General features: G+C 52.9%; 19 protein-coding genes. 11 read left to right on the forward strand and 8 right to left on the reverse strand.

Going from position 1 to position 21,296, the window contains the following annotated elements:
* Positions 1-30 precede the first annotated feature (30 nt).
* Complete coding sequence (rluF, locus tag OGV65_RS10325) at positions 31-906, forward strand: 23S rRNA pseudouridine(2604) synthase RluF (protein ID WP_016155331.1); 876 nt, start codon at positions 31-33, stop codon at positions 904-906.
* Here rluF and OGV65_RS10330 read toward each other — a convergent pair.
* The 3 genes from OGV65_RS10330 to lysC form a co-directional block, all read right to left on the reverse strand.
* Positions 903-1,175: a YjbD family protein gene (locus OGV65_RS10330; RefSeq protein ID WP_003826541.1), complete on the reverse strand. Its 273-nt coding sequence runs from the start codon at positions 1,173-1,175 to the stop codon at positions 903-905. The genes rluF and OGV65_RS10330 overlap by 4 nt on opposite strands.
* A 101-nt stretch (positions 1,176-1,276) precedes the next feature.
* Complete coding sequence (gene panS, locus OGV65_RS10335; protein ID WP_101700860.1) at positions 1,277-2,203, reverse strand: ketopantoate/pantoate/pantothenate transporter PanS; 927 nt, start codon at positions 2,201-2,203, stop codon at positions 1,277-1,279.
* 92 nt (positions 2,204-2,295) lie between these two features.
* Positions 2,296-3,645 carry a lysine-sensitive aspartokinase 3 gene (lysC, locus tag OGV65_RS10340; protein WP_016155333.1) on the reverse strand — a complete coding sequence of 450 codons (1,350 nt, stop codon included), beginning with the start codon at positions 3,643-3,645 and terminating at the stop codon, positions 2,296-2,298.
* A gap of 302 nt (positions 3,646-3,947) precedes the next feature.
* Here lysC and pgi point away from each other — a divergent pair, with 302 nt between their 5' ends.
* The 5 genes from pgi (at position 3,948) to OGV65_RS10365 (ending at position 9,839) form a co-directional block, all read left to right on the forward strand.
* Entirely contained in the window at positions 3,948-5,594 is a 1,647-nt protein-coding gene (gene pgi / locus OGV65_RS10345; protein ID WP_065554816.1) for a glucose-6-phosphate isomerase, read from the forward strand.
* Positions 5,595-6,064: 470 nt separating this feature from the next.
* Complete coding sequence (yjbE, locus tag OGV65_RS10350) at positions 6,065-6,307, forward strand: exopolysaccharide production protein YjbE (protein WP_003826562.1); 243 nt, start codon at positions 6,065-6,067, stop codon at positions 6,305-6,307.
* A gap of 63 nt (positions 6,308-6,370) precedes the next feature.
* Positions 6,371-7,009 (forward strand): YjbF family lipoprotein, encoded by a 639-nt coding sequence (locus OGV65_RS10355; RefSeq protein ID WP_286454916.1) that lies wholly within the window; start codon positions 6,371-6,373, stop codon positions 7,007-7,009.
* A complete protein-coding gene (locus OGV65_RS10360) occupies positions 7,006-7,743 on the forward strand; it encodes a capsule biosynthesis GfcC family protein (RefSeq protein WP_286454917.1) in 738 nt (245 codons plus the stop codon). The genes OGV65_RS10355 and OGV65_RS10360 overlap by 4 nt, the downstream gene beginning before the upstream one ends.
* On the forward strand, positions 7,743-9,839 hold the full coding sequence (locus OGV65_RS10365; RefSeq protein ID WP_286454918.1) for a YjbH domain-containing protein: 2,097 nt from the start codon (positions 7,743-7,745) through the stop codon (positions 9,837-9,839). Before OGV65_RS10360 ends, OGV65_RS10365 begins: the two co-directional genes overlap by 1 nt.
* Before the next feature lie 34 nt (positions 9,840-9,873).
* Here OGV65_RS10365 and OGV65_RS10370 read toward each other — a convergent pair whose 3' ends face one another.
* Positions 9,874-10,326 carry an acyltransferase gene (locus OGV65_RS10370; protein ID WP_016155439.1) on the reverse strand — a complete coding sequence of 151 codons (453 nt, stop codon included), beginning with the start codon at positions 10,324-10,326 and terminating at the stop codon, positions 9,874-9,876.
* A 138-nt stretch (positions 10,327-10,464) separates the two neighbouring features.
* On the opposite strand from OGV65_RS10370, the gene psiE reads away from it, so the two are divergent.
* Complete coding sequence (gene psiE / locus OGV65_RS10375; protein ID WP_003031674.1) at positions 10,465-10,875, forward strand: phosphate-starvation-inducible protein PsiE; 411 nt, start codon at positions 10,465-10,467, stop codon at positions 10,873-10,875.
* Between the two features lie 45 nt (positions 10,876-10,920).
* On the opposite strand, the gene xylE is transcribed toward psiE, so the two are convergent.
* The 4 genes from xylE to malE form a co-directional block, all read right to left on the reverse strand.
* Positions 10,921-12,396 (reverse strand): D-xylose transporter XylE, encoded by a 1,476-nt coding sequence (xylE, locus tag OGV65_RS10380; RefSeq protein ID WP_286454919.1) that lies wholly within the window; start codon positions 12,394-12,396, stop codon positions 10,921-10,923.
* 324 nt (positions 12,397-12,720) lie between these two features.
* Complete coding sequence (malG, locus tag OGV65_RS10385; RefSeq protein WP_016155340.1) at positions 12,721-13,611, reverse strand: maltose ABC transporter permease MalG; 891 nt, start codon at positions 13,609-13,611, stop codon at positions 12,721-12,723.
* A gap of 14 nt (positions 13,612-13,625) precedes the next feature.
* Entirely contained in the window at positions 13,626-15,170 is a 1,545-nt protein-coding gene (gene malF / locus OGV65_RS10390; protein ID WP_016155440.1) for a maltose ABC transporter permease MalF, read from the reverse strand.
* Positions 15,171-15,357: 187 nt separating this feature from the next.
* Positions 15,358-16,548, reverse strand: coding sequence for a maltose/maltodextrin ABC transporter substrate-binding protein MalE (malE, locus tag OGV65_RS10395; RefSeq protein WP_016155342.1), 1,191 nt, complete (start codon positions 16,546-16,548; stop codon positions 15,358-15,360).
* Positions 16,549-16,907: 359 nt separating this feature from the next.
* Here malE and malK point away from each other — a divergent pair, with 359 nt between their 5' ends.
* From malK to ubiC, 4 genes are all read left to right on the forward strand, one after another.
* Complete coding sequence (gene malK / locus OGV65_RS10400; RefSeq protein ID WP_016155343.1) at positions 16,908-18,017, forward strand: maltose/maltodextrin ABC transporter ATP-binding protein MalK; 1,110 nt, start codon at positions 16,908-16,910, stop codon at positions 18,015-18,017.
* A 176-nt stretch (positions 18,018-18,193) separates the two neighbouring features.
* Positions 18,194-19,552: a maltoporin gene (locus tag OGV65_RS10405; RefSeq protein WP_016155344.1), complete on the forward strand. Its 1,359-nt coding sequence runs from the start codon at positions 18,194-18,196 to the stop codon at positions 19,550-19,552.
* A gap of 113 nt (positions 19,553-19,665) precedes the next feature.
* The gene (malM, locus tag OGV65_RS10410; protein ID WP_016155345.1) at positions 19,666-20,613 is read left to right on the forward strand and encodes a maltose operon protein MalM; all 948 of its coding nucleotides are present in this window, start codon (positions 19,666-19,668) and stop codon (positions 20,611-20,613) included.
* Between the two features lie 180 nt (positions 20,614-20,793).
* A complete protein-coding gene (gene ubiC, locus OGV65_RS10415; protein ID WP_016155346.1) occupies positions 20,794-21,291 on the forward strand; it encodes a chorismate lyase in 498 nt (165 codons plus the stop codon).
* Positions 21,292-21,296: the final 5 nt, after the last annotated feature.

The raw sequence follows: 21,296 nt of genomic DNA on the forward strand, positions 1-21,296 counted from the left end.
AGGGTATATTTCGCTGTCAAAGGAGAAATTATGCTGCCCGACTCATCCATCCGATTAAATAAATACATCAGTGAAAGCGGAATCTGCTCGCGCCGCGAGGCGGATCGCTTTATCGAACAAGGGAATGTCTTCCTGAATGGTAAACGCGCCACCATTGGCGATCAGGTGATGCCTGGCGACGTCGTAAAAGTGAATGGTCGGTTGATTGAGCCGCGTGAAGCGGAAGATCTGGTTTTTATCGCGCTGAACAAGCCGGTAGGGATTGTCAGCACCACTGAAGACAGCGAACGCGACAACATTGTTGATTTCGTTAACCACAGCAAGCGCGTGTTCCCAATCGGTCGTCTGGACAAAGATTCCCAGGGGCTTATCTTTCTGACCAACCACGGCGACCTGGTGAATAAAATCCTGCGTGCCGGTAACGATCACGAAAAAGAGTATCTGGTGACGGTAGATAAGCCGGTCACTGATGACTTTATCCGTGGGATGAGTGCCGGTGTGCCAATCCTTGGCACCGTTACCAAGAAATGTAAGGTCAAGAAAGAAGCGCCGTTTGTGTTTCGTATCACGCTGATTCAGGGGCTGAACCGCCAGATCCGTCGTATGTGCGAGCACTTTGGCTATGAAGTTACTAAGCTTGAGCGTACACGTATCATGAACGTTGGTCTGTCCGGCCTGCCGCTGGGTGAATGGCGCGACCTGACGGATGACGAACTGATCGACCTGTTCAAGCTGATTGAGAACTCGTCCTCAGAAGCCAAACCGAAGGCGAAAGCGAAGCCAAAAACCGCAGGCATTAAGCGCCCGGTGGTGAAAATCGAAAAATCGGCTGAGAAAGAGAAATCGCGCCCGGCGGCAAACGGGAAGCGTTTTACCTCGCCGGGGCGTAAGAAGAAAGGGCGTTAACGTCTGCCGCGCGTTGGCGTATTCGCTGACCAGGAAAATGATGCTTCCGCATCCGGTTTATAAGCCTGCTTTTTCTTCAACTGGCGGGCTTTTTTAGCTTCTGCTTCACGCAAGGCCATCAGTTTATCGATGTACTCTTTCTTGATGCTGTTGGTCTCAGCGTTGGTTAGCAGCCGACCATGCGCAATGCGCGCGCGGTCGAGCAGCGTTTTCAGTTCACGCTGTTCGCGCTCGGTCATCTCTTTTTGGGTAATGCGGGGGAGTGCCATAAGGGTGCCCTCTGTTAGCCGATATCCGCAGTGTACGGCAAAGTGCAGAGGCTGGGTAGGCCGGATAAGGTGTTAGCCGCTATCCGGCCTACCGCCGCCAATTAGCGGCGTTCTTTTTCTTCAATCGGTTTACCGGACCAGTAACCTGCCAGCAGCGAACCGGAAAGGTTATGCCAGACCGAGAACAACGCGCCGGGCAGCGCCGCAAGCGGGCCAAAGTAGATTTTGCCCAGCGCAGCGGCAAGCCCTGAATTCTGCATGCCCACTTCAATAGCCAACGTACGACAGGTTGACTCGTCGAAACCAAACAGTTTTCCGCCCCAGTAGCCGCCGAGCAAGCCAATGGTGTTATGCAGGATAACGGCGATAATCACCACAAAGCCGACGGACGCAATGTGCGAGGCAGAACCCGCCACGACGGCGCTGATGATCGCCAGGATGCACAGCATAGAAAACGCCGGCAGATACGGTTCCACGGCTTTTACGACGCGTGGGAACAGATGGTGAATGACCAGTCCCAAAGCAATCGGAATGACCACGATCTGCAGAATACTCAGCAGCATACCCATCACATCCACCTGGATATGCGCGTCGACATACAGCCGTGTCAGCAGCGGCGTGGCGACAACGCCGACCAGCGTTGAAACCGATGAAATAGTCACGGAGAGCGCCACATCACCTTTTGCCAGATAGATCATGACGTTCGATGCGGTTCCGCTGGCGACGCTACCGACCAGCACCATCCCTGCCGACAGTTCCGGCGGCATATTAAATGCCAGCGCCAAAATCCATGCGGCGAGCGGCATCACCAGATAGTGCAGGAAAATACCCGCCGCGACCGGTGCGGGGCGTGAAAGTACGCGTTTAAAGTCGTCCACCTTCAGGTGAACGCCCATGCCGAACATGATCAGCATCAACAACGACGGCACGAATGGCCCGACAGGCGTAAAGGTGGAGGGCGTGTAATACGCAATAACAGAGAGCAGCAGCGCCCATAACGGGAACAGCCGCGTGAGAGTAGCGAGCATGTTATCTTCCTTGCGATTGAAATGTGTTGTGTTGTTATAAAAAAGCCGGGTTCGAGCCCGGCTATAGTTATTGTTTATCGCGTGATGAAATATTATTCAAACAAATTATGATGTAGCTTCTGTACCACCTGTTCGGCTTCGCTACCGGGCACCAGGAAGCACAGGTTATGGCTGGACGCGCCGTAGCAAATCATGCGGATGTTGAACGGCTCAAGTACACCAAACACCTCTTTACCCACCCCGCAGGCTTTGGACAGGTCGTTGCCAATCAACGCCACCAGCGCCAGGCCTTCTTCGACTTCAACCCGGCACAGGGCAGACAGTTCCATCAGCAGAGACTGCGTTAACAGCGTATCGCCGGTGGAGGTTGAACCGGTGGTATCCAGCGTCAGCGCTACGCTGACTTCAGATGTGGTAATTAAATCTACCGAGATATTGTGGCGTGCAAGGATGCCGAACACTTCTGCTAAAAAGCCGCGGGAGTGCAGCATATTCAGGCTATGCAGCGTCAGCAGCGTCTGCTTACGGCGCAGCGCCAGCGCACGGAACAGCGGTGGATTCGCGGTTTTATTACAGACCAGCGTACCGCCTGCTTTTGGATCCTTGCTGGAGCCAACAAATACCGGGATATCGCTACGTACGGCCGGCAACAGGGTTGCCGGGTGCAGCACTTTCGCGCCAAAGGTCGCCATTTCCGCGGCCTCTTCAAAGGCGATTTCATCAATACGCTGCGCAGCAGGAACAACGCGCGGATCGGTAGTGTAAATGCCTGGAACATCGGTCCAGATATCGACGCGCGTTGCGTGCAGCGCTTCGGCCAGCAGGGCGGCTGTATAATCGCTACCGCCGCGCCCCAACGTGGTGGTGCGGCCTTTGCCTTCGCTGCCGATAAAACCCTGAGTGATTACCAGACCTTCGCTCAGACGCGGGGCCAACTGAAGCGTTGCCAGTTCAGCCAGCGCCGCGACGTCGGGTTCTGCGCGACCAAAACGATCGTTGGTGCGCATCACTTTACGCACGTCAAACCACTGCGCTTGTACGTTGCGTTCACGCAGGATTTCGACGAACAACAGGGTGGACATCAGTTCACCGTGGCTGACCAGTTCGTCGGTCAGGGCGGTTGAGGTCGCCAGTGACGCCGCTTCTGCCAGCGTGGTGATGTTTTCCAGCAGACGTTCAATCTCTTCACGAATTACGTTTGGATAACGCAGGCGTTCCAGAATATTGAACTGAATTTGACGAATGGCGTCGAGTTTTTCGAAGCGCTCGGTTGGCTCCAGCCCTTCAGCCAGTGCGACCAGCAGGTTGGTAATTCCAGCGGAAGCGGAAAGTACCACTACACGGACGTTAGCATCAGAAAGCACCACATCAGCGCTGCGATTCATGGCATCAAAATCCGCCACGCTGGTACCGCCAAACTTGGAGACAACTACATCAGTCATAACTACCTCGTGTCAGGGAATGAATAGAGCGACCATGGCACATAAGGCAGAACGAAAACCGGTGCAGGCGCAAATGCAAATACCGTATTTATAAATAAAATGTGTAGCTTGCACTGTCAACGCTGGGATTATGCGGATTTTTCATGCTGCGTTTCCGTTCAGTAACAGCGCTTATAACATCTATACTTTTTACCCTGGTTCGATGGATACAAGGGCGATGGCATTAAAACAATCACACTTTTCTGTGACTGGCGTTACAATCGATCTCAGTCACAATTCTCAAAATCAGAAGAGTATTGCTAATGAAAAACATCAATCCAACGCAGACCTCAGCCTGGCAGGCACTACAAAAACACTTTGAAGAGATGAAAGACGTTACTATCGCGGATCTGTTCGCGAAAGATGGCGATCGTTTCGCTAAATTTTCCGCGACGTTTGACGATCTGATGCTGGTGGATTTCTCCAAAAACCGCATCACTGAAGAGACGCTGGCTAAACTGCAGGATCTGGCGAAAGAGACCGATTTGGCAGGCGCCATCAAGTCCATGTTCTCCGGTGAGAAAATTAACCGCACTGAAGACCGTGCCGTGCTGCACGTGGCGCTGCGCAACCGTAGCAACACTCCAATCATCGTTGACGGCAAAGATGTGATGCCGGAAGTGAATGCGGTGCTGGAGAAGATGAAATCCTTCTCTGAAGCGATTATCTCCGGAAGCTGGAAAGGCTATACCGGTAAAGCCATTACTGATGTCGTGAACATCGGTATCGGCGGTTCAGACCTCGGCCCGTTCATGGTGACCGAAGCGCTACGCCCGTACAAAAATCACCTGAACATGCATTTTGTGTCTAACGTCGATGGTACGCACATTGCCGAAGTGCTGAAGAAAGTGAATCCGGAGACTACGCTGTTCCTGGTCGCTTCCAAAACCTTCACCACTCAGGAAACCATGACTAACGCCCACAGCGCGCGCGACTGGTTCCTGGCGACCGCTGGCGACAACAAGCACGTTGCCAAACACTTCGCAGCGCTCTCCACTAACGGTAAAGCGGTTGGCGAGTTCGGTATTGATACCGCCAATATGTTCGAGTTCTGGGACTGGGTTGGCGGTCGTTACTCCCTGTGGTCTGCAATCGGTCTGTCCATCATCCTTTCTGTGGGCTTCGACAACTTTGTTGAGCTGCTTTCTGGCGCGCACGCCATGGACAAACACTTCTCCACCACTCCGGCGGAGAAAAACCTGCCGGTGCTGCTGGCGCTGATCGGTATCTGGTACAACAATTTCTTCGGTGCTGAAACCGAAGCGATTCTGCCGTACGACCAGTATATGCACCGTTTCGCGGCCTACTTCCAGCAGGGCAATATGGAATCCAACGGTAAATACGTTGACCGTAACGGCAATGCGGTGGATTACCAGACAGGCCCAATCATCTGGGGTGAGCCGGGTACTAACGGTCAGCATGCGTTCTACCAGCTGATTCATCAGGGTACCAAAATGGTTCCGTGCGATTTCATCGCTCCGGCAATCACCCACAACCCGCTGTCGGATCACCATCCGAAACTGCTGTCTAACTTCTTCGCCCAGACCGAAGCGCTGGCTTTTGGTAAATCTCGTGAAGTGGTTGAGCAGGAATACCGCGACCAGGGTAAAGATCCGGCAACCCTTGACCACGTTGTGCCGTTCAAAGTGTTCGAAGGTAACCGTCCAACTAACTCCATCCTGCTGCGCGAAATCACACCGTTCAGCTTGGGTGCGCTGATTGCGCTGTACGAGCACAAAATCTTCACTCAGGGCGCGATCCTGAATATCTTCACCTTTGACCAGTGGGGCGTTGAGCTGGGCAAACAGCTGGCGAATCGCATTCTGCCAGAGCTGAATGATGATAAAGAAATCACCAGCCATGATTGCTCAACTAACGGTTTGATTAACCGTTATAAGTCCTGGCGTTAATCTGCTTCTTCCTTCGAGCCGCAGCGCTGTTGGCTGCGTTCGTTAACCCCGGTCACATAGCTATCTATGCTCCCGGGGATTAACGATCTTGCCGCCTTGCTGCAATTCGAATGAATTTGCAGATTACTTATAAAAAAAGCCGATATTAATATCGGCTTTTTTTATAATCTGGCTCCCGAATATCTACGCTTTTGCTTTACACCTTTATTGAGCTTAATCCTAAAATAATTCATTCAACGTTATCGTGTTTCTGGTTTTTTCAGAATTACCGGATGTTGTGTTTTTGTTTTTGTATTTTAAATTTATGATTATATTGAATTAATTATCTTACGTTAATCATTTTATTTCTTGCTATCTAATTATCCTAAATTCCCGCCTGGCGTAATTTGCACACTTTGGCTTGTGTATACTCGATCTCGCCCGAAATTCTTTTGGGTAAATCTCCATTCATACAATGAAGGGAATTTGTGATGAAAAAAGTTCTGTATGGCCTTTGGGCTATATCTGCGCTTGCGGCGACTTCTGTCTATGCTGCCCCCGTTCAGGTGGGTGAGGCTGCAGGGTCGGCTGCCGCGTCGGTTTCGGCAGGAAGTTCCTCCGCAACCAGCGTGAGCACCGTAAGTTCTGCGGTGGGGGTTGCTCTTGCGGCAACCGGTGGCGGCGATGGTTCTAACACCGGAACCACAACCACCACAACCACCAGTACCCAGTAATACCGGTACGTTTAATTCTAACCACACTTCGGTGTGGTTATTTTGCCGCTGCGGAGAAATGTCGTGAAGCGACCAGCGCTGATAATGGTTTGCCTGTTATTACAGGCGTGCTCAGCCACCACCGAAGGGCTGGGTCATTCGCTATGGGATAGCGTGTTTGGTACTCCCGGCGTACAGATGACGGACGATGAAATCAAAAACATGCCCTACGCCAGCCAGTACATGCAGCTCAACGGCGGCCCACAACTGTTTGTGGTACTCGGGTTCGCGGAAAACGGACAGCAGAAATGGGTGACTCAGGATCGGGCCATTCTCGTCACGCAGTCTGGGCGCATGGTGAAAACGCATCTCGGCGGGGATAACCTGATCGAGGTGAATAATCTCGCGGCAGATCCGCTCATCAAACCAAACCAGATAGTCGATGGGGCAACGTGGACCCGCACGATGGGCTGGACCGAGCATCAGCAGGTGCGCTATGCCACTGCCCGCTCGGTTTTCGAATGGGATGGCACTGACACCATTAAGGTGGGTAGCGAAGATACGCCAGTACGAATCCTTGACGAAGAAGTCACCACCGATCAAACGCGCTGGCATAACCGCTACTGGATCGACAGCGAAGGGCAGATTCGCCAATCGGAACAGTATCTTGGCGCACGTTACTTCCCGGTGAAAACCACGCTGATTAAGGCGGCAAAATCATGATGAAACGAGCCGTTGTGGCGCTGCTATTGAGCCTGAGCGCAGCGTCAGTTTTTGCTGCGGGTAGCATTAAGGTCTTTACCTCCGCCAGCGAAGAGCCAAAAACGCTGACCGGGGCCGAACATCTGCTCGACCTGGTTGGGCAGCCGCGGTTGAGTAATAGCTGGTGGCCAGGAGCGGTTATCAGCGAAGAGCGGGCAACGACGGAAGCAGAGCGTCAGCAGCAGGCATTACTGGCTCGTCTGGCGATGCTCAGCGCTGAAGAAAGTGGTGACGATGCCGCGGCTATCAACGCATTGCGCCAGCAAATTCAGGCGCTGAAGGTGACCGGCAGACAGAAGATTAATCTCGACCCGGATGTTGTGCGCGTCAGTGAGCGAGGCAACCCGCCGTTGCAGGGCAATTACACGTTGTGGGTCGGGCCGCAGCCAACGGATATAACGCTGTTTGGCCTGCTTAGTCATCCGGGTAAACAACCGTTTATACCCGGGCGCGATATCGCCAGCTATCTCGATGGGCAACGTCGGCTCAGCGGCGCAGATCGTAGCTACGCCTGGGTCATCTATCCCGACGGACGCACGCAAAAAGTCCCGGTCGCCTACTGGAACAAACGTCACGTTGAGCCGATGCCCGGCAGCATCATTTTTGTCGGGCTCTCTGATGCTGTCTGGCGCAGCACCCCGGATGAAATCAATGCCGACATTCTTCGCACCCTGACCCAGCGGATACCCGAATAATGAGAAAAACTTATCTGCTCAGCTTACTGGCGCTGGGCGTAAGCGTTGCCTGCCACGGTGAAACCTGGCCCGCGCCCATTGGACCTTCCCAGTCGGATTTTGGCGGCGTGGGACTGCTGCAAACCCCAACCGCACGCATGGCGCGTGAAGGCGAAATGAGCCTTAACTACCGCGATAACGATCAATACCGTTACTACTCTGCGTCGGTACAACTCTTCCCTTGGCTGGAAACTACCCTGCGCTATACCGATGTGCGTACCAAAAAATACAGCGGCGTGGAGTCGTTTTCTGGCGATCAGACTTATAAAGATAAGGCTTTTGATCTCAAACTTCGCCTGTGGGAAGAGAGCTACTGGATGCCGCAGGTAGCGGTTGGCGCGCGGGATATCGGTGGTACCGGACTGTTTGATGCGGAGTATGTGGTGGCGAACAAAGCCTGGGGCCCGTTTGATTTCTCTCTCGGCCTTGGCTGGGGATATCTCGGGACCAGCGGCAATGTTAGCAATCCGTTTTGCTCATACAGTGATAAATTCTGCCATCGCGATAACAGCTACAAGCAGGCCGGTTCTATTGACGGTAGCCAGATGTTCCACGGCCCGGCGTCGCTGTTTGGCGGCGTAGAGTATCAGACTCCCTGGCAGCCGCTGCGCCTGAAACTGGAGTATGAAGGTAATAATTACCAGCAGGATTTTGCCGGCAAGTTGGAGCAGAAGAGCAAGTTTAACGTCGGCGCTATTTATCGCGTCACCGATTGGGCCGACGTTAACCTCAGCTATGAGCGCGGGAACACCTTGATGTTTGGGGTCACGCTGCGGACTAACTTTAACGATCTGCGACCAAACTATAACGACAATACCCGCCCGAAATATCAACCACAGCCGCAGGATGCCATCCTGCAACATTCGGTGGTGGCGAATCAGTTAACGCTGCTGAAATATAATGCCGGGCTGGCGGATCCTAAAATTCAGGTGCAGGGCGATACGCTGTATGTGACGGGTGAACAGGTGAAATACCGTGATTCGCGCGAAGGGATCGAGCGTGCTAACCGGATCGTGATGAACGATCTTCCCGATGGGATCCGCACGATCCGCATTACGGAAAACCGCCTTAACTTGCCGCAGGTGACGATCGAAACGGAGGTTTCCAGCCTCAAGCGCCATCTGGAAGGCGAGCCGTTGGGCCATGAAACTCAACTGGCACAAAAACGCGTCGAGCCCGTGGTACCGAAAACGACCGAGCAGGGCTGGTATATTGATAAGTCACGCTTCAATTTCCACATCGATCCGGTGCTAAATCAGTCGGTGGGCGGCCCGGAAAACTTCTATATGTATCAGTTGGGCGTGATGGGAACGGCGGATTTGTGGGTTACCGATCATCTGCTGACCACCGGGAGTTTGTTCGCCAACCTCGCCAATAACTATGACAAGTTTAACTACACCAACCCGCCGCAGGATTCGCATTTACCACGCGTGCGTACCCATGTGCGTGAGTATGTGCAAAACGATGTCTACGTGAATAACCTGCAGGCCAACTACTTCCAGTCACTCGGCAACGGGTTCTACGGACAGGTTTACGGGGGCTATCTGGAAACTATGTACGGCGGAGCGGGGGCAGAAGTGCTGTATCGCCCGCTGGACAGCAACTGGGCGTTTGGTGTTGACGCCAACTACGTGAAACAGCGTGACTGGCGCAGCGCGCAGGACATGATGAAGTTCACCGACTACAGCGTGAAGACCGGGCATTTGACGGCTTACTGGAATCCTTCGTTCGCCCAGGATGTACTGGTGAAAGCCAGCGTGGGGCAGTATCTGGCGGGGGATAAGGGCGGAACGCTGGAAGTGGCGAAACGCTTTGACAGCGGCGTAGTGGTGGGTGGTTATGCGACCATCACCGACGCCTCGCCGGATGAGTACGGAGAGGGTGATTTTACCAAAGGGGTGTACGTTTCTGTACCGCTGGATCTGTTCTCGTCAGGCCCAACCCGCAGTCGTGCGGCGATTGGCTGGACGCCGTTAACACGCGATGGCGGCCAGCAGCTTGGACGTAAGTTTGGTCTGTACGACATGACCAGCGACAGGAGTGAAAACTTCCGCTGATAGATGGCCGGATGGGACCTGCGCTTATCCGGCTCTATAAACGACGTAATAATTTTGCCGGATTTCCCGCATACACGCCTTTCTCGGTGATCGATTTGGTCACCACGCTTCCCGCGCCGACGACCACGCCATCACAGATAGTGACCGCCAGAATGGTCGCTCCGCTACCGATCGAGACATCGTCGCCAATCGTAATACGTCCCCAACTGTTGCGGTCGGCATTGGGTTTTCCTTCGCGAAACATATCGTTGGCGAACATCACGCCGTGACCGATAAAACAGCGGGCGCCGAGGGTGACATATTCGCAGATGAAGGTGTGTGACTGAATTTTGCTGTCTGCGCCAATCTGCGTATTACCCTGGATTTCAACAAATGGTCCGACAAAAACGTTGTCACCCAATGTGCAGTCGTAGAGATTTGCGGGTTCATAGATCACCACGTTCTCACCGCAGGTAACGTTGCGAACAGCGGATTGTCTTAGCTGCATAATTCATTCTGTGAAATGTGTCGTGACACTCATCATTCCCTGCTGACCTTTCTTGCACAAAATATAAACAAAAAATGTAGATCTCTGTCACATTTTTGCGTTATACAGGAACCTCGCCACTGAGTAAGAGGTGCTGTTATGACGTCGCTATCTCGTCCACGCGTGGAGTTTATCTCCACTATTTTACAGACCGTGTTGAATCTGGGGTTGCTGAGTCTGGGCCTGATCCTGGTCGTATTCCTCGGGAAAGAAACGCTGCATCTGGCGGATGTGCTATTCGCGCCGGAACAAACCAGCAAATATGAACTGGTGGAAGGGCTGGTGGTTTACTTTCTCTACTTTGAATTTATCGCGCTGATTGTGAAGTACTTTCAGTCAGGTTTTCACTTTCCGCTGCGCTACTTTGTCTATATCGGGATCACTGCGATTGTGCGGCTGATCATTGTCGATCATAAAGCGCCGATGGATGTGCTGATCTATTCTGCGGCGATCCTGCTGCTGGTGATCACCCTGTGGCTGTGTAATTCCAAACGGCTGAAGCGAGAGTAAAAGACAACACGCCGCAATTGGGCTGCGGCGTGTTTTGGGTAAGAATTACTGCGCAGAGGCCGGCTGGGTTTTCTCCGCTGCGGGCTCCCACAGCTCTTCAAGTTCTTCCAGCGTTTTGCCTTTGGTTTCCGGCACAAACTTCCACATAAACAGCGCGGCCAGAATGCCCATACAACCGTAAATCCAGTAGGAGAAACCGTTGTGGAAATGGGAAATCAGCCACGAATTTTTGTCCATCATCGGGAAAGTCCAGGAAACGAAGTAGTTCGCCAGCCATTGCGCGGCAACCGCAATGGCGAGCGCTTTGCCACGAATCGCATTGGGGAAGATTTCGGCCAGCAGCACCCAACAAACCGGTCCCCAGGACATGGCGAATGCGGCGACATAAAACAGCATCGACAGTAACGCAACCAGCCCGGAAGCCTGGGTATAAAAGGCGGTTCCGAGGCTGAACATACCGAGGGCCATGCCTAAGGCCCCAATAATCTGCAGCGGCTTGCGACCAAATTTATCCACCGTCATGATCGCCAATACGGTAAAGCTTAGGTTGATCACGCCAACAATAATGGTCTGCAACAGCGCCACGTCAGTGCTGGCTCCCAGCGTTTTAAACACTTCCGGGGCATAGTAGAGCACGACGTTAATACCGACGAATTGCTGGAAGATAGACAGCATCACGCCGATGACGATAACGCCTGCGCCAAACATCAGCAGTCGACCGCCGGTTTTACGACCATGTTCCAGAGACTGATTGATCTCCTGTATGGCCTGGGCGGCGAGGGTGCTGCCCATAATTTTGCGCAGAATACCTTCCGCTTGTTCATGTCTACCACGCGCCATCAGCCAGCGTGGGCTTTCTGGTACGGTATACAGCAGCAGTAAAAATAGCAGAGCGGGAATACTTTCGGACGCAAACATATATCGCCAGCCATCAGTATTCAGCCAGTTAGCGTCACCTGAACGAGCGATAAAATAGTTAACGCAATACACCAATAGTTGACCAAAAATAATGGCGAACTGGTTAAATGACACCAGTTTCCCACGAATGTGTGCGGGTGCCAGTTCAGCAATATACATTGGTGAGAGCATTGAGGCTAAACCTACCCCAATACCACCAATGATGCGATAAATAACAAATTCGGGAACGTATCCGGCTAAATAAACAGGTACCGCGTTATCTGGATTAATCGTCGTAAAGCCTAATTCTGGCCAGGCGGATCCAATGCCGGAAATAAAGAACAGCAGGGCGGCGATTTTCAGCGAGTCCCGACGACCAAACCGGTTACTGCAATAGCCGCCCAGCGCGCCGCCGATGATGCAACCAATCAACGCACTGGCGACGCAAAAACCTAACAGCGAGTTGGCAGCGGATTCACTTAAGTGTTGTGGGGCGACAAATACGGTATTTAAGGATTCTACCGTTCCGGAAATGACAGCCGTGTCATAGCCGAATAATAACCCTCCTAATGTTGCGACTAATGTAATCGAAAAAATATAACTGGAATTATATTGAGTGTTCATTCAGACCTGCCTTAAAGGGTACAGCTCTTTTGATCAGTGCGGTGATGGTGAATTTAACAGGCAGGGAAGACAATTATCATTTTTTACATTGCAATTATGTTTTGTCTTTTCTGTGATCTTAATTCTGTTTAATTTGTCGAGTTTCAGGCGAAAAATTGATTTGCAGTGATGGGAGGCACGAAAGGAAATAATCGTAAGCGTAATGCAAAATAACATAAAAAAAGGGCGCTCCGTAGAGCGCCGAATAACAGTCACAGGTTGGGATAACATAAGTTGAGGGTTGCAGTGGCATTGCCCGTTGCCGGGCAGTTACTTCGGTAAAACTTAACCTTTCACACCACCCGCCGTCAGTCCGTTGACCAGCCAGCGCTGTGCCAGCAGGAACACCAGAGTGATCGGAATGGCTGAAAGTACAGCTGCGGCGGCAAAGTCGCCCCACAAATAGTTCTGTGGATTGAGGTACTGCTGCATACCTACCGCAAGGGTATAGCTGTTCACATCACGCAGCAGCAGTGATGCGACCGGTACTTCGGTAATCGCGGCAATGAAAGACAGAATAAACACGACCGCCAGAATCGGAACGGAAAGCGGCAGCAACACCAGGCGGAATGCCTGCCACGGCGTTGCGCCATCCAGCGCGGCCGCTTCTTCCAGCGAACCGTCGATGGTTTCGAAATAGCCCTTAATCGTCCACACATGCAGCGCAATACCGCCGAGATAGGCGAAGATCACGCCGCCGTGAGTGTTCAGACCAATAAACGGAATGTACTGGCCCAGGCGGTCAAACAAAGCATACAACGCGACCAGAGACAGCACCGCCGGGAACATCTGGAATATCAGCATCCCTTTCAGCAGGGTTGCTTTGCCCGGGAAACGCATACGGGCAAAGGCGTAAGCGCAGGTGGTGGAAAGCGTCACGATACCGATCGCGGTAATGGTGGCTACTTTCACCGAGTTCCACAGCCATAACAGCACCGGGAACGGCGGCGGCGTCACGCGGCCATCCGCATGCTCAACGCTAAAGCCCAGCGCCAGTTTCCAGTGTTCCCAGGAGATGTTTTCCGGGATCAGGCTGCCGGTGGCAAAGTTACCTTCACGCAGCGAGATAGCGATAACCATCAGCAGCGGGAACATGATCGCTGCAATGAAAATCAGCAGCAGCAAGTGCGTTGTTAAGAGACGCAGTTTCTGAGATTTGGGTTGTACCATAGCCATGTTCGTTGTCTCCCTTAATCAAACTTCATACGCGTGGCTTTCAGGTTCACGATGGCCAGCGCACCGACCAGCAGGAAGATCAGCGTGGCAATCGCCGCCGCCAGACCGAAGTCCTGACCACCGCCGCCTTCGAAGGCGATACGGTAGGTGTAGCTCACGAGCAGGTCGGTATAGCCTGCTGGCGTGGTGGTACCAAGACGGTCTGGACCACCGTTGGTCAACAGTTGAATCAGCACGAAGTTGTTAAAGTTAAAGGCGAAGCTGGCGATCATCAGCGGCGTCAGCGGCTTAATCAGCAGCGGCAACGTAATCTTAAAGAAGTTCTGGAACGGACCTGCACCATCCATCGCCGACGCTTCATACAGGTCGTCAGGGATCGCTTTAAGCAGACCCATGCACAGGATCATCATGTACGGATAACCAAGCCAGGTGTTGACGATAATAATCATCGAACGCGCGGTGGTTGGGTCGCTGAACCAGGCCGGTTTGATGCCAAACAGCGCACTCAGCATCATGTTGATTTCACCGAAGCTCTGGTTGAACAGCCCTTTGAAAATCAGAATCGAAATAAACGACGGTACGGCATACGGCAGAATCAGCAGGACACGGTAAATCGCTTTGCCTTTGAGAGACTCCCACTGTACGAGACAGGCCAGTACCATCCCCACGGCCACGGTGAGGATCACGGTCAGAACAGAGAAGACCACCGTCCAGACAAAGATGGCGAAGAACGGTTTCTGAATGCCTTCGTCAGTAAATACGCGGGCGAAGTTGTCCCAACCGATGGCAACGGTATAGCCTGGGCTGAGTTTTTCGTTACCCCAGCTACCGTCAGCGTTAATTGCCTGATAATAACCAATATCGTTGTTGGCGCGGTATTTTACGCCGCTTTGGCTGTTGGTGAGCGTGCCGTCATCAGCGAGCGTATAGAGTGGCTGCGTGCCGGAAAACTGGCGCAGTGAACTCATAATCACTTTGCTTTCATCCGGCAGGATGGCGGTGAGTTGGGTTAACGCCTGGCGATTTTGCGTGATGATACGCAGCGTCGCACGTTCGCCCGCTGGCAGTGCCTCGGCTTCTTTCAACTGCAGTTTCTGTTCGCCGCCAAATTTAAAGGCGTCGGAGAGATAATTCTTGCCAGTTTCACCGTCGGTGAGGGCCAGTTGCCACTCCGTACCCGCCGGATACAGGCCGAAGTTGTAGGTTTTCCCCGCCTGATAAGAACGGTCCATCAGGACTTCCTGAGCACGTTCAAAGGTCAGTTGGTTGGTGCTGCTGTAGTTGGTAAAGGCAATTGCGATAGTACAAATTAGCGGAAACAGGACAAACAGCCCCATCCCTGCAACGCCTGGGTAAACATAGCGCCAGGCGTAGGCTTTACGGTTAGCAAAAATATACAGGCCAGCAGAGCTTAAAATCAGCGTCATGATGGCAAACAGGTACTCCCCCTGAGCATACATCAAAACAACAAGGTAACCGACCAGCAGCCCAAGCAGACCCATCACTGACCATTTCAGCCGGTCGCTTTGCCACCAGTGTTTCTTTTTAATGACATCCATGGGGATCAATCCTCTTTACGCTTTATCCTTCGCACTACCTCTTTGTTGGCTGCGGAAGCTCACCCCAGTCACTTACTTATGTAAGCTCCTGGGGATTTGCCTCCTTGCCGCCTCGATGTAGCGCGAATGATTTCGCGTAACAACGTATTCAATAAACCTGATTCCCTAAGAAATAAGGGAAACCGTATTACTTGGTGATACGACCTTGTGCATCTTTCAGCGCGGCATCGACGGTCTGACGGCCGCTGGCAGCGTTGATCACTGCGGTACGAACGGCATACCAGAATGCGGACATCTGCGGGATGTTCGGCATGATCTCGCCTTTCTGGGCGTTATCCATGGTAGCCGCGATACGCGGGTCTTTTGCTAACTGATCCTGGAAGGATTTCAGCGCAACCGCGCCCAGCGGTTTGTCCTTATTCACTTCATCCAGACCCTGATCGGTCAGCAGGTAGTTTTCGAGGAACTCTTTTGCGAGTTCTTTGTTCGGGCTGGCAGCGTTGATACCTGCGCTCAGAACGCCCACGAACGGTTTGGACGGTTTACCCTTGAAGGTTGGCAGCAGGGCAACGCCGTAATTCACCTTGCTCTTATCGATGTTGGACCACGCCCACGGACCGTTGATGGTCATCGCGGTGTCACCTTTGTTAAAGGCCGCTTCGGCGATGGAGTAATCGGTATCCGCGTTCATGTGTTTATTCTTGATCAGATCCACCAGGAAGGTCAGACCCGCTTTTGCGCCCGCGTTGTCCACGCCCACGTCTTTCACGTCGTACTTGCCGTTTTCAAACTTGAACGCGTAACCGCCGTCGGCGGCAATCAGCGGCCAGGTGAAGTACGGTTCTTGCAGGTTGAACATCAGCGCGGATTTTCCTTTCGCCTTCAGTTCTTTATCCAGTGCAGGAATTTCTTCCCATGTTTTTGGCGGGTTCGGAACGAGGTCTTTGTTATAAATCAACGACAGCGCTTCAACCGCGATCGGGTAGGCAATCAGTTTGCCGTTATAGCGTACGGCATCCCAGGTGAACGGATAGAGTTTGTCCTGGAACGCTTTATCTGGGGTGATTTCAGCCAGCAGGCCAGACTGAGCGTAGCCGCCAAAACGGTCATGTGCCCAGAAGATGATGTCCGGGCCGTCGCCAGTCGCAGCAACCTGTGGGAACTTCTCTTCCAGTTTGTCCGGGTGCTCAATGGTGACTTTGATACCGGTGTCTTTCTCGAATTTTTTGCCCACTTCAGCGAGGCCGTTATAGCCTTTGTCGCCGTTAATCCAGATAACCAGCTTACCTTCTTCAATCTTGGCGAGAGCCGAGGCGGAAAACATCATCGTCGTTAATGCAGACAATGCGAGGATGCGTGCGCCAGTTTTGATTTTCATAGTTCCCATCCTGTTTGGTGATTTTGCAGAGGTGGCTTAACGGTTACTAGTTTCTTTATACGACAACCTCTTTCCATCCTCCTTACCCCTACGCCCCACCCGCTCTTTATGTGATCTGTGTTACATAAATGTGAGTATTGCGTACTGGCGCACATAAAAACCCACTGATTTTTGCAGGCTGCATCACGAAATTCCTCCGCGGCGTACGGCCCGGGTCTCAGACGCTGTTCTCTCATCCTCCCGCCTCCTCCCCCATAAAAAAGCCGGGGGTGGAGGATTCACGCAGTCAAGGGATCACGCATAGTCAGCCCATCATGAATGTTGCTGTCGATGACAGGTTGTAACGAAGGGAGAAGGGCATGGCGAGCGTACAGCTGCGAAATGTAACGAAAGCCTGGGGTGACGTGGTGGTATCGAAAGATATCAATCTCGACATTCACGAAGGGGAATTCGTGGTGTTTGTCGGACCGTCAGGCTGCGGTAAGTCGACCTTGCTGCGTATGATCGCCGGACTTGAAACCATCACCAGTGGCGACCTGTTTATCGGGGAGACCCGGATGAACGACATTCCCCCCGCCGAACGCGGCGTGGGCATGGTCTTTCAGTCCTACGCGTTGTATCCCCATTTATCCGTCGCAGAAAACATGTCGTTTGGCCTCAAACTGGCTGGCGCAAAAAAAGAGGTGATGAATCAGCGCGTGAATCAGGTCGCGGAAGTTCTGCAACTGGCGCACCTGCTGGAGCGTAAACCGAAAGCGCTTTCCGGCGGACAACGTCAGCGTGTGGCGATTGGCCGAACGCTGGTTGCCGAGCCGCGCGTATTCCTGCTGGATGAACCGCTGTCGAACCTCGACGCCGCTCTGCGTGTGCAAATGCGAATTGAAATCTCCCGTCTGCATAAACGTCTTGGCCGCACGATGATTTACGTCACCCACGATCAGGTCGAAGCGATGACGCTGGCCGACAAAATTGTGGTGCTGGATGCTGGTCGCGTGGCGCAGGTCGGCAAACCGCTGGAGCTATACCACTATCCGGCTGACCGCTTTGTGGCGGGCTTTATTGGGTCGCCGAAGATGAACTTCCTGCCGGTGAAAGTCACCGGGACGGCCATCGATCAGGTGCAGGTTGAACTGCCCAACCGCCAGCAAATATGGCTACCAGTGGACAGCCATGCGGTACAGGTTGGTGCCAACATGTCTTTAGGTATCCGCCCGGAACATCTGCTGCCCAGCGATATCGCCGATGTCACCCTCGAAGGTGAAGTGCAGGTGGTCGAGCAGCTTGGTCACGAAACTCAAATTCATATCCAGATCCCCGCCATCCGTCAAAACCTGGTTTACCGCCAGAACGACGTGGTGTTGGTAGAAGAGGGTGCCACATTCGCCATCGGCCTGCCGCCAGAGCGTTGCCATTTGTTCCGTGAGGATGGCACTGCATGTCGTCGGTTGCATCAAGAGCCGGGCGTTTAAGGTCCCCATAAAAAACGAAACGCAAAGCCATTCGAAGCTACATCGAGGCGGCAAGTAAATGAATCCCCGGGAGTGTACAAAGAGTACGCGACTGGGGTGAAAGAACGCAGCCAACAAAGAGGCAGCCCGAAGGGGGACGCGTTTAAAGAAAAGCAATGATCTCAGGAGATAGAACGATGATTACTCTGCGCAAACTCCCTCTGGCGGTTGCTGTAGCAGCAGGCATTATGTCTGTTCAGGCAATGGCTGTAGATTTCCACGGTTACGCTCGTTCCGGTATTGGCTGGACAGGGAGTGGCGGTGAACAACAGTGTTTCCAGGCAACCGGTGCACAAAGTAAATACCGTCTCGGTAACGAATGTGAAACCTATGCGGAAATCAAATTAGGTCAGGAAGTGTGGAAAGAAGGCGATAAGAGCTTCTACTTCGACACCAACGTTGCTTACTCTGTCGCACAGCAGAATGACTGGGAAGGCACAGACCCGGCATTCCGTGAAGCTAACGTGCAGGGTAAAAACCTGATCGAATGGCTGCCAGGCTCCACTATCTGGGCCGGTAAGCGCTTCTACCAGCGTCATGACGTACACATGATCGACTTCTACTACTGGGATATTTCAGGTCCTGGCGCCGGTATTGAAAACATCGATCTGGGCTTCGGTAAACTGTCTTTGGCAGCGAGCCGTTCACAGGAAGCGGGTGGTTCATACGCTTTCAGCAGCCAGAATATCTATGATCGTACCAAAGACACCGCGAACGATGTATTTGACGTTCGTTTAGCGCAGTTGGCAACTAACCCGGATGGGATGTTGGAACTGGGCGTTGACTATGGTCGCGCGAATACCACCGATGATTACAGGCTGGCGGACGGCGCATCTAAAGATGGTTGGATGTTCACCGCTGAACATACCCAGAGCATGCTGAAGGGCTACAACAAGTTTGTCGTTCAGTACGCCACAGATTCCATGACCACTCAGGGCAAAGGCCTGAACCAGGGGTCTTATGGTTCTTCCACTACGACCATTGAAGATCCCGTTACTGGCGTTAAAACCAACTATGCCAACAACGTTGTGAATAACAACGGTAGCCTGTTCCGCGTGCTGGACCACGGTGCAATCTCCCTGGGCGACAAGTGGGACCTGATGTACGTCGGTATGTACCAGAACCTCGACATGGATAACGACCTGGGGACCGAATGGTACACCGTCGGTATTCGCCCGATGTATAAATGGACGCCAATCATGAGCACCCTGCTGGAAGTCGGTTACGACAACGTCAAATCTCAGCAGACCAGCGATCGCAACAGCCAGTACAAAATCACCCTGGCCCAACAATGGCAGGCGGGTGACAGCATCTGGTCTCGTCCGGCAATCCGCGTCTTCGCAACCTATGCAAAATGGGATGAAGAGTGGGGTTACATCAAAAATGGTAACGACGTAACCAAATTCGCAGCGGCAACGAACTCTGGCCTCAGCACAACCAGCCGTGGCGACAACGATGAGTGGTCCTTCGGTGCCCAGATGGAAATCTGGTGGTAATTCAGCACTAACCTGACGTAAAGACCGAAAGAGGGGCGCAAGCCCCTCTTGATTACGGTTTAGCGCGCTATTGCCTAGCTACCGCTGAACCCATGCTATCTGAGGTGATAACAATGAAAATGAAGAAAAGTCTCGTTGCCCTTTGTTTATCTGCAGGGTTATTTGCCAGCGCTCCTGGCATCAGCCTGGCCGATGTGAATATTGTTCCGCAGAACACCACCGCGGCCCCATCTATTCCCACTGCGGCGCTGCAGCAGTTAACCTGGACGCCTGTTGATCAATCCAAAACCCAGTCTTCGCCGCTTGCGACAGCGGGTCAGCGTCTGGATGTCGCCGGTATTACTGGCCCGGTCGCTGCGTATAGCGTCCCGGCGAATATTGGCGAGCTCACCCTGACGCTGTCCAGTGAAGTGAATAAACAAACCAGCGTATTTGCGCCAAACGTATTAATTCTTGACCAAAACATGACGCCATCTGCGTTCTTCCCCAGCAGCTATTTTACCTACCAGGAGCCCGGCGTGATGAGTGCCGATCGTCTGGAAGGGGTAATGCGTCTGACGCCAGCGCTGGGTCAGCAAAAACTCTATGTTTTGGTCTTTACCACTGATAAAGATCTCCAGCAGACCACAACCCTGCTTGACCCGGCAAAAGCCTATGCCAAGGGCGTAGGTAACGCTATTCCGGATATTCCAGACCCGATCGCCCGTCATACCACCGACGGTTTACTGAAACTGAAAGTCAAAACCAGCTCCTCCTCCAGTGTTCTGGTCGGGCCGCTGTTTGGTTCATCCGGCCCTGGTCCTGTCACGGTGGGCAATACCGCCGCACCTGCGGTGACCTATGCGGCTCCGGCAGCAGCCGTTGCTGCTCCAGCGCCACAACCGGTGAAGAAAAGTGAGCCGATGCTGAACGACACGGAAAGTTATTTTAACCAGGGCATTAAGGATGCCGTTGCGAAAGGCGATGTCGATAAAGCGCTGAAGCTGCTTGATGAAGCTGAGCGTCTGGGATCCAAATCTGCCCGATCCACCTTTATCAGCAGTGTAAAAGGCAAGGGGTAAACATCGCCCCGCATTGTTGATTTTGCAACAACTGGTGCGTCTCCTGGCGCACCTTTTTTTATCCTTCGGTGCTAATTGTTACACTTATGTTGCTCTGGCGATCACTTAATTGTGTTTGCTCACCCCGTAATGCATTTTCTGCGATACAATGCCTTCAAGTTATAAATCGGAGAGTAAGGCATGCCACACCCTGCGTTAACGCAACTGCGTGCGCTGCGTTATTTTGATGCGATCCCGGCGCTGGACGCCCAACTGCTCGACTGGTTGTTACTGGAAGATTCCATGACTAAACGTTTTGAGCAGCAGGGAAAACAGGTCACCGTAACGTTGATTCGCGAAGCATTCGTTGGGCAAAATGAGGTGCCTGAAGAGCTGCCGCTGCTGCCTAAAGAGTCCCGTTATTGGTTACGTGAAATCCTGTTATGCGCGGATGGTGAACCCTGGCTTGCCGGGCGGACCGTGGTGCCTGAATCAACCTTGTGCGGCCCTGAGCTGGCCTTACAAAATCTGGGGAAAACCCCGCTCGGACGTTACCTGTTTACATCATCGACATTGACCCGAGATTTTATTGAGATTGGCCGCGATGCAGCGCTGTGGGGGCGCCGTTCCCGCCTGCGGCTGAGCGGTAAGCCGCTGATGCTTACCGAGCTTTTTCTACCTGCATCGCCGTTGTACTGAGAGGA

Source organism: Citrobacter sp. Cb004, assembly GCF_030337065.1.
GTDB classification, from domain to species: Bacteria; Pseudomonadota; Gammaproteobacteria; order Enterobacterales; family Enterobacteriaceae; genus Citrobacter; species Citrobacter braakii.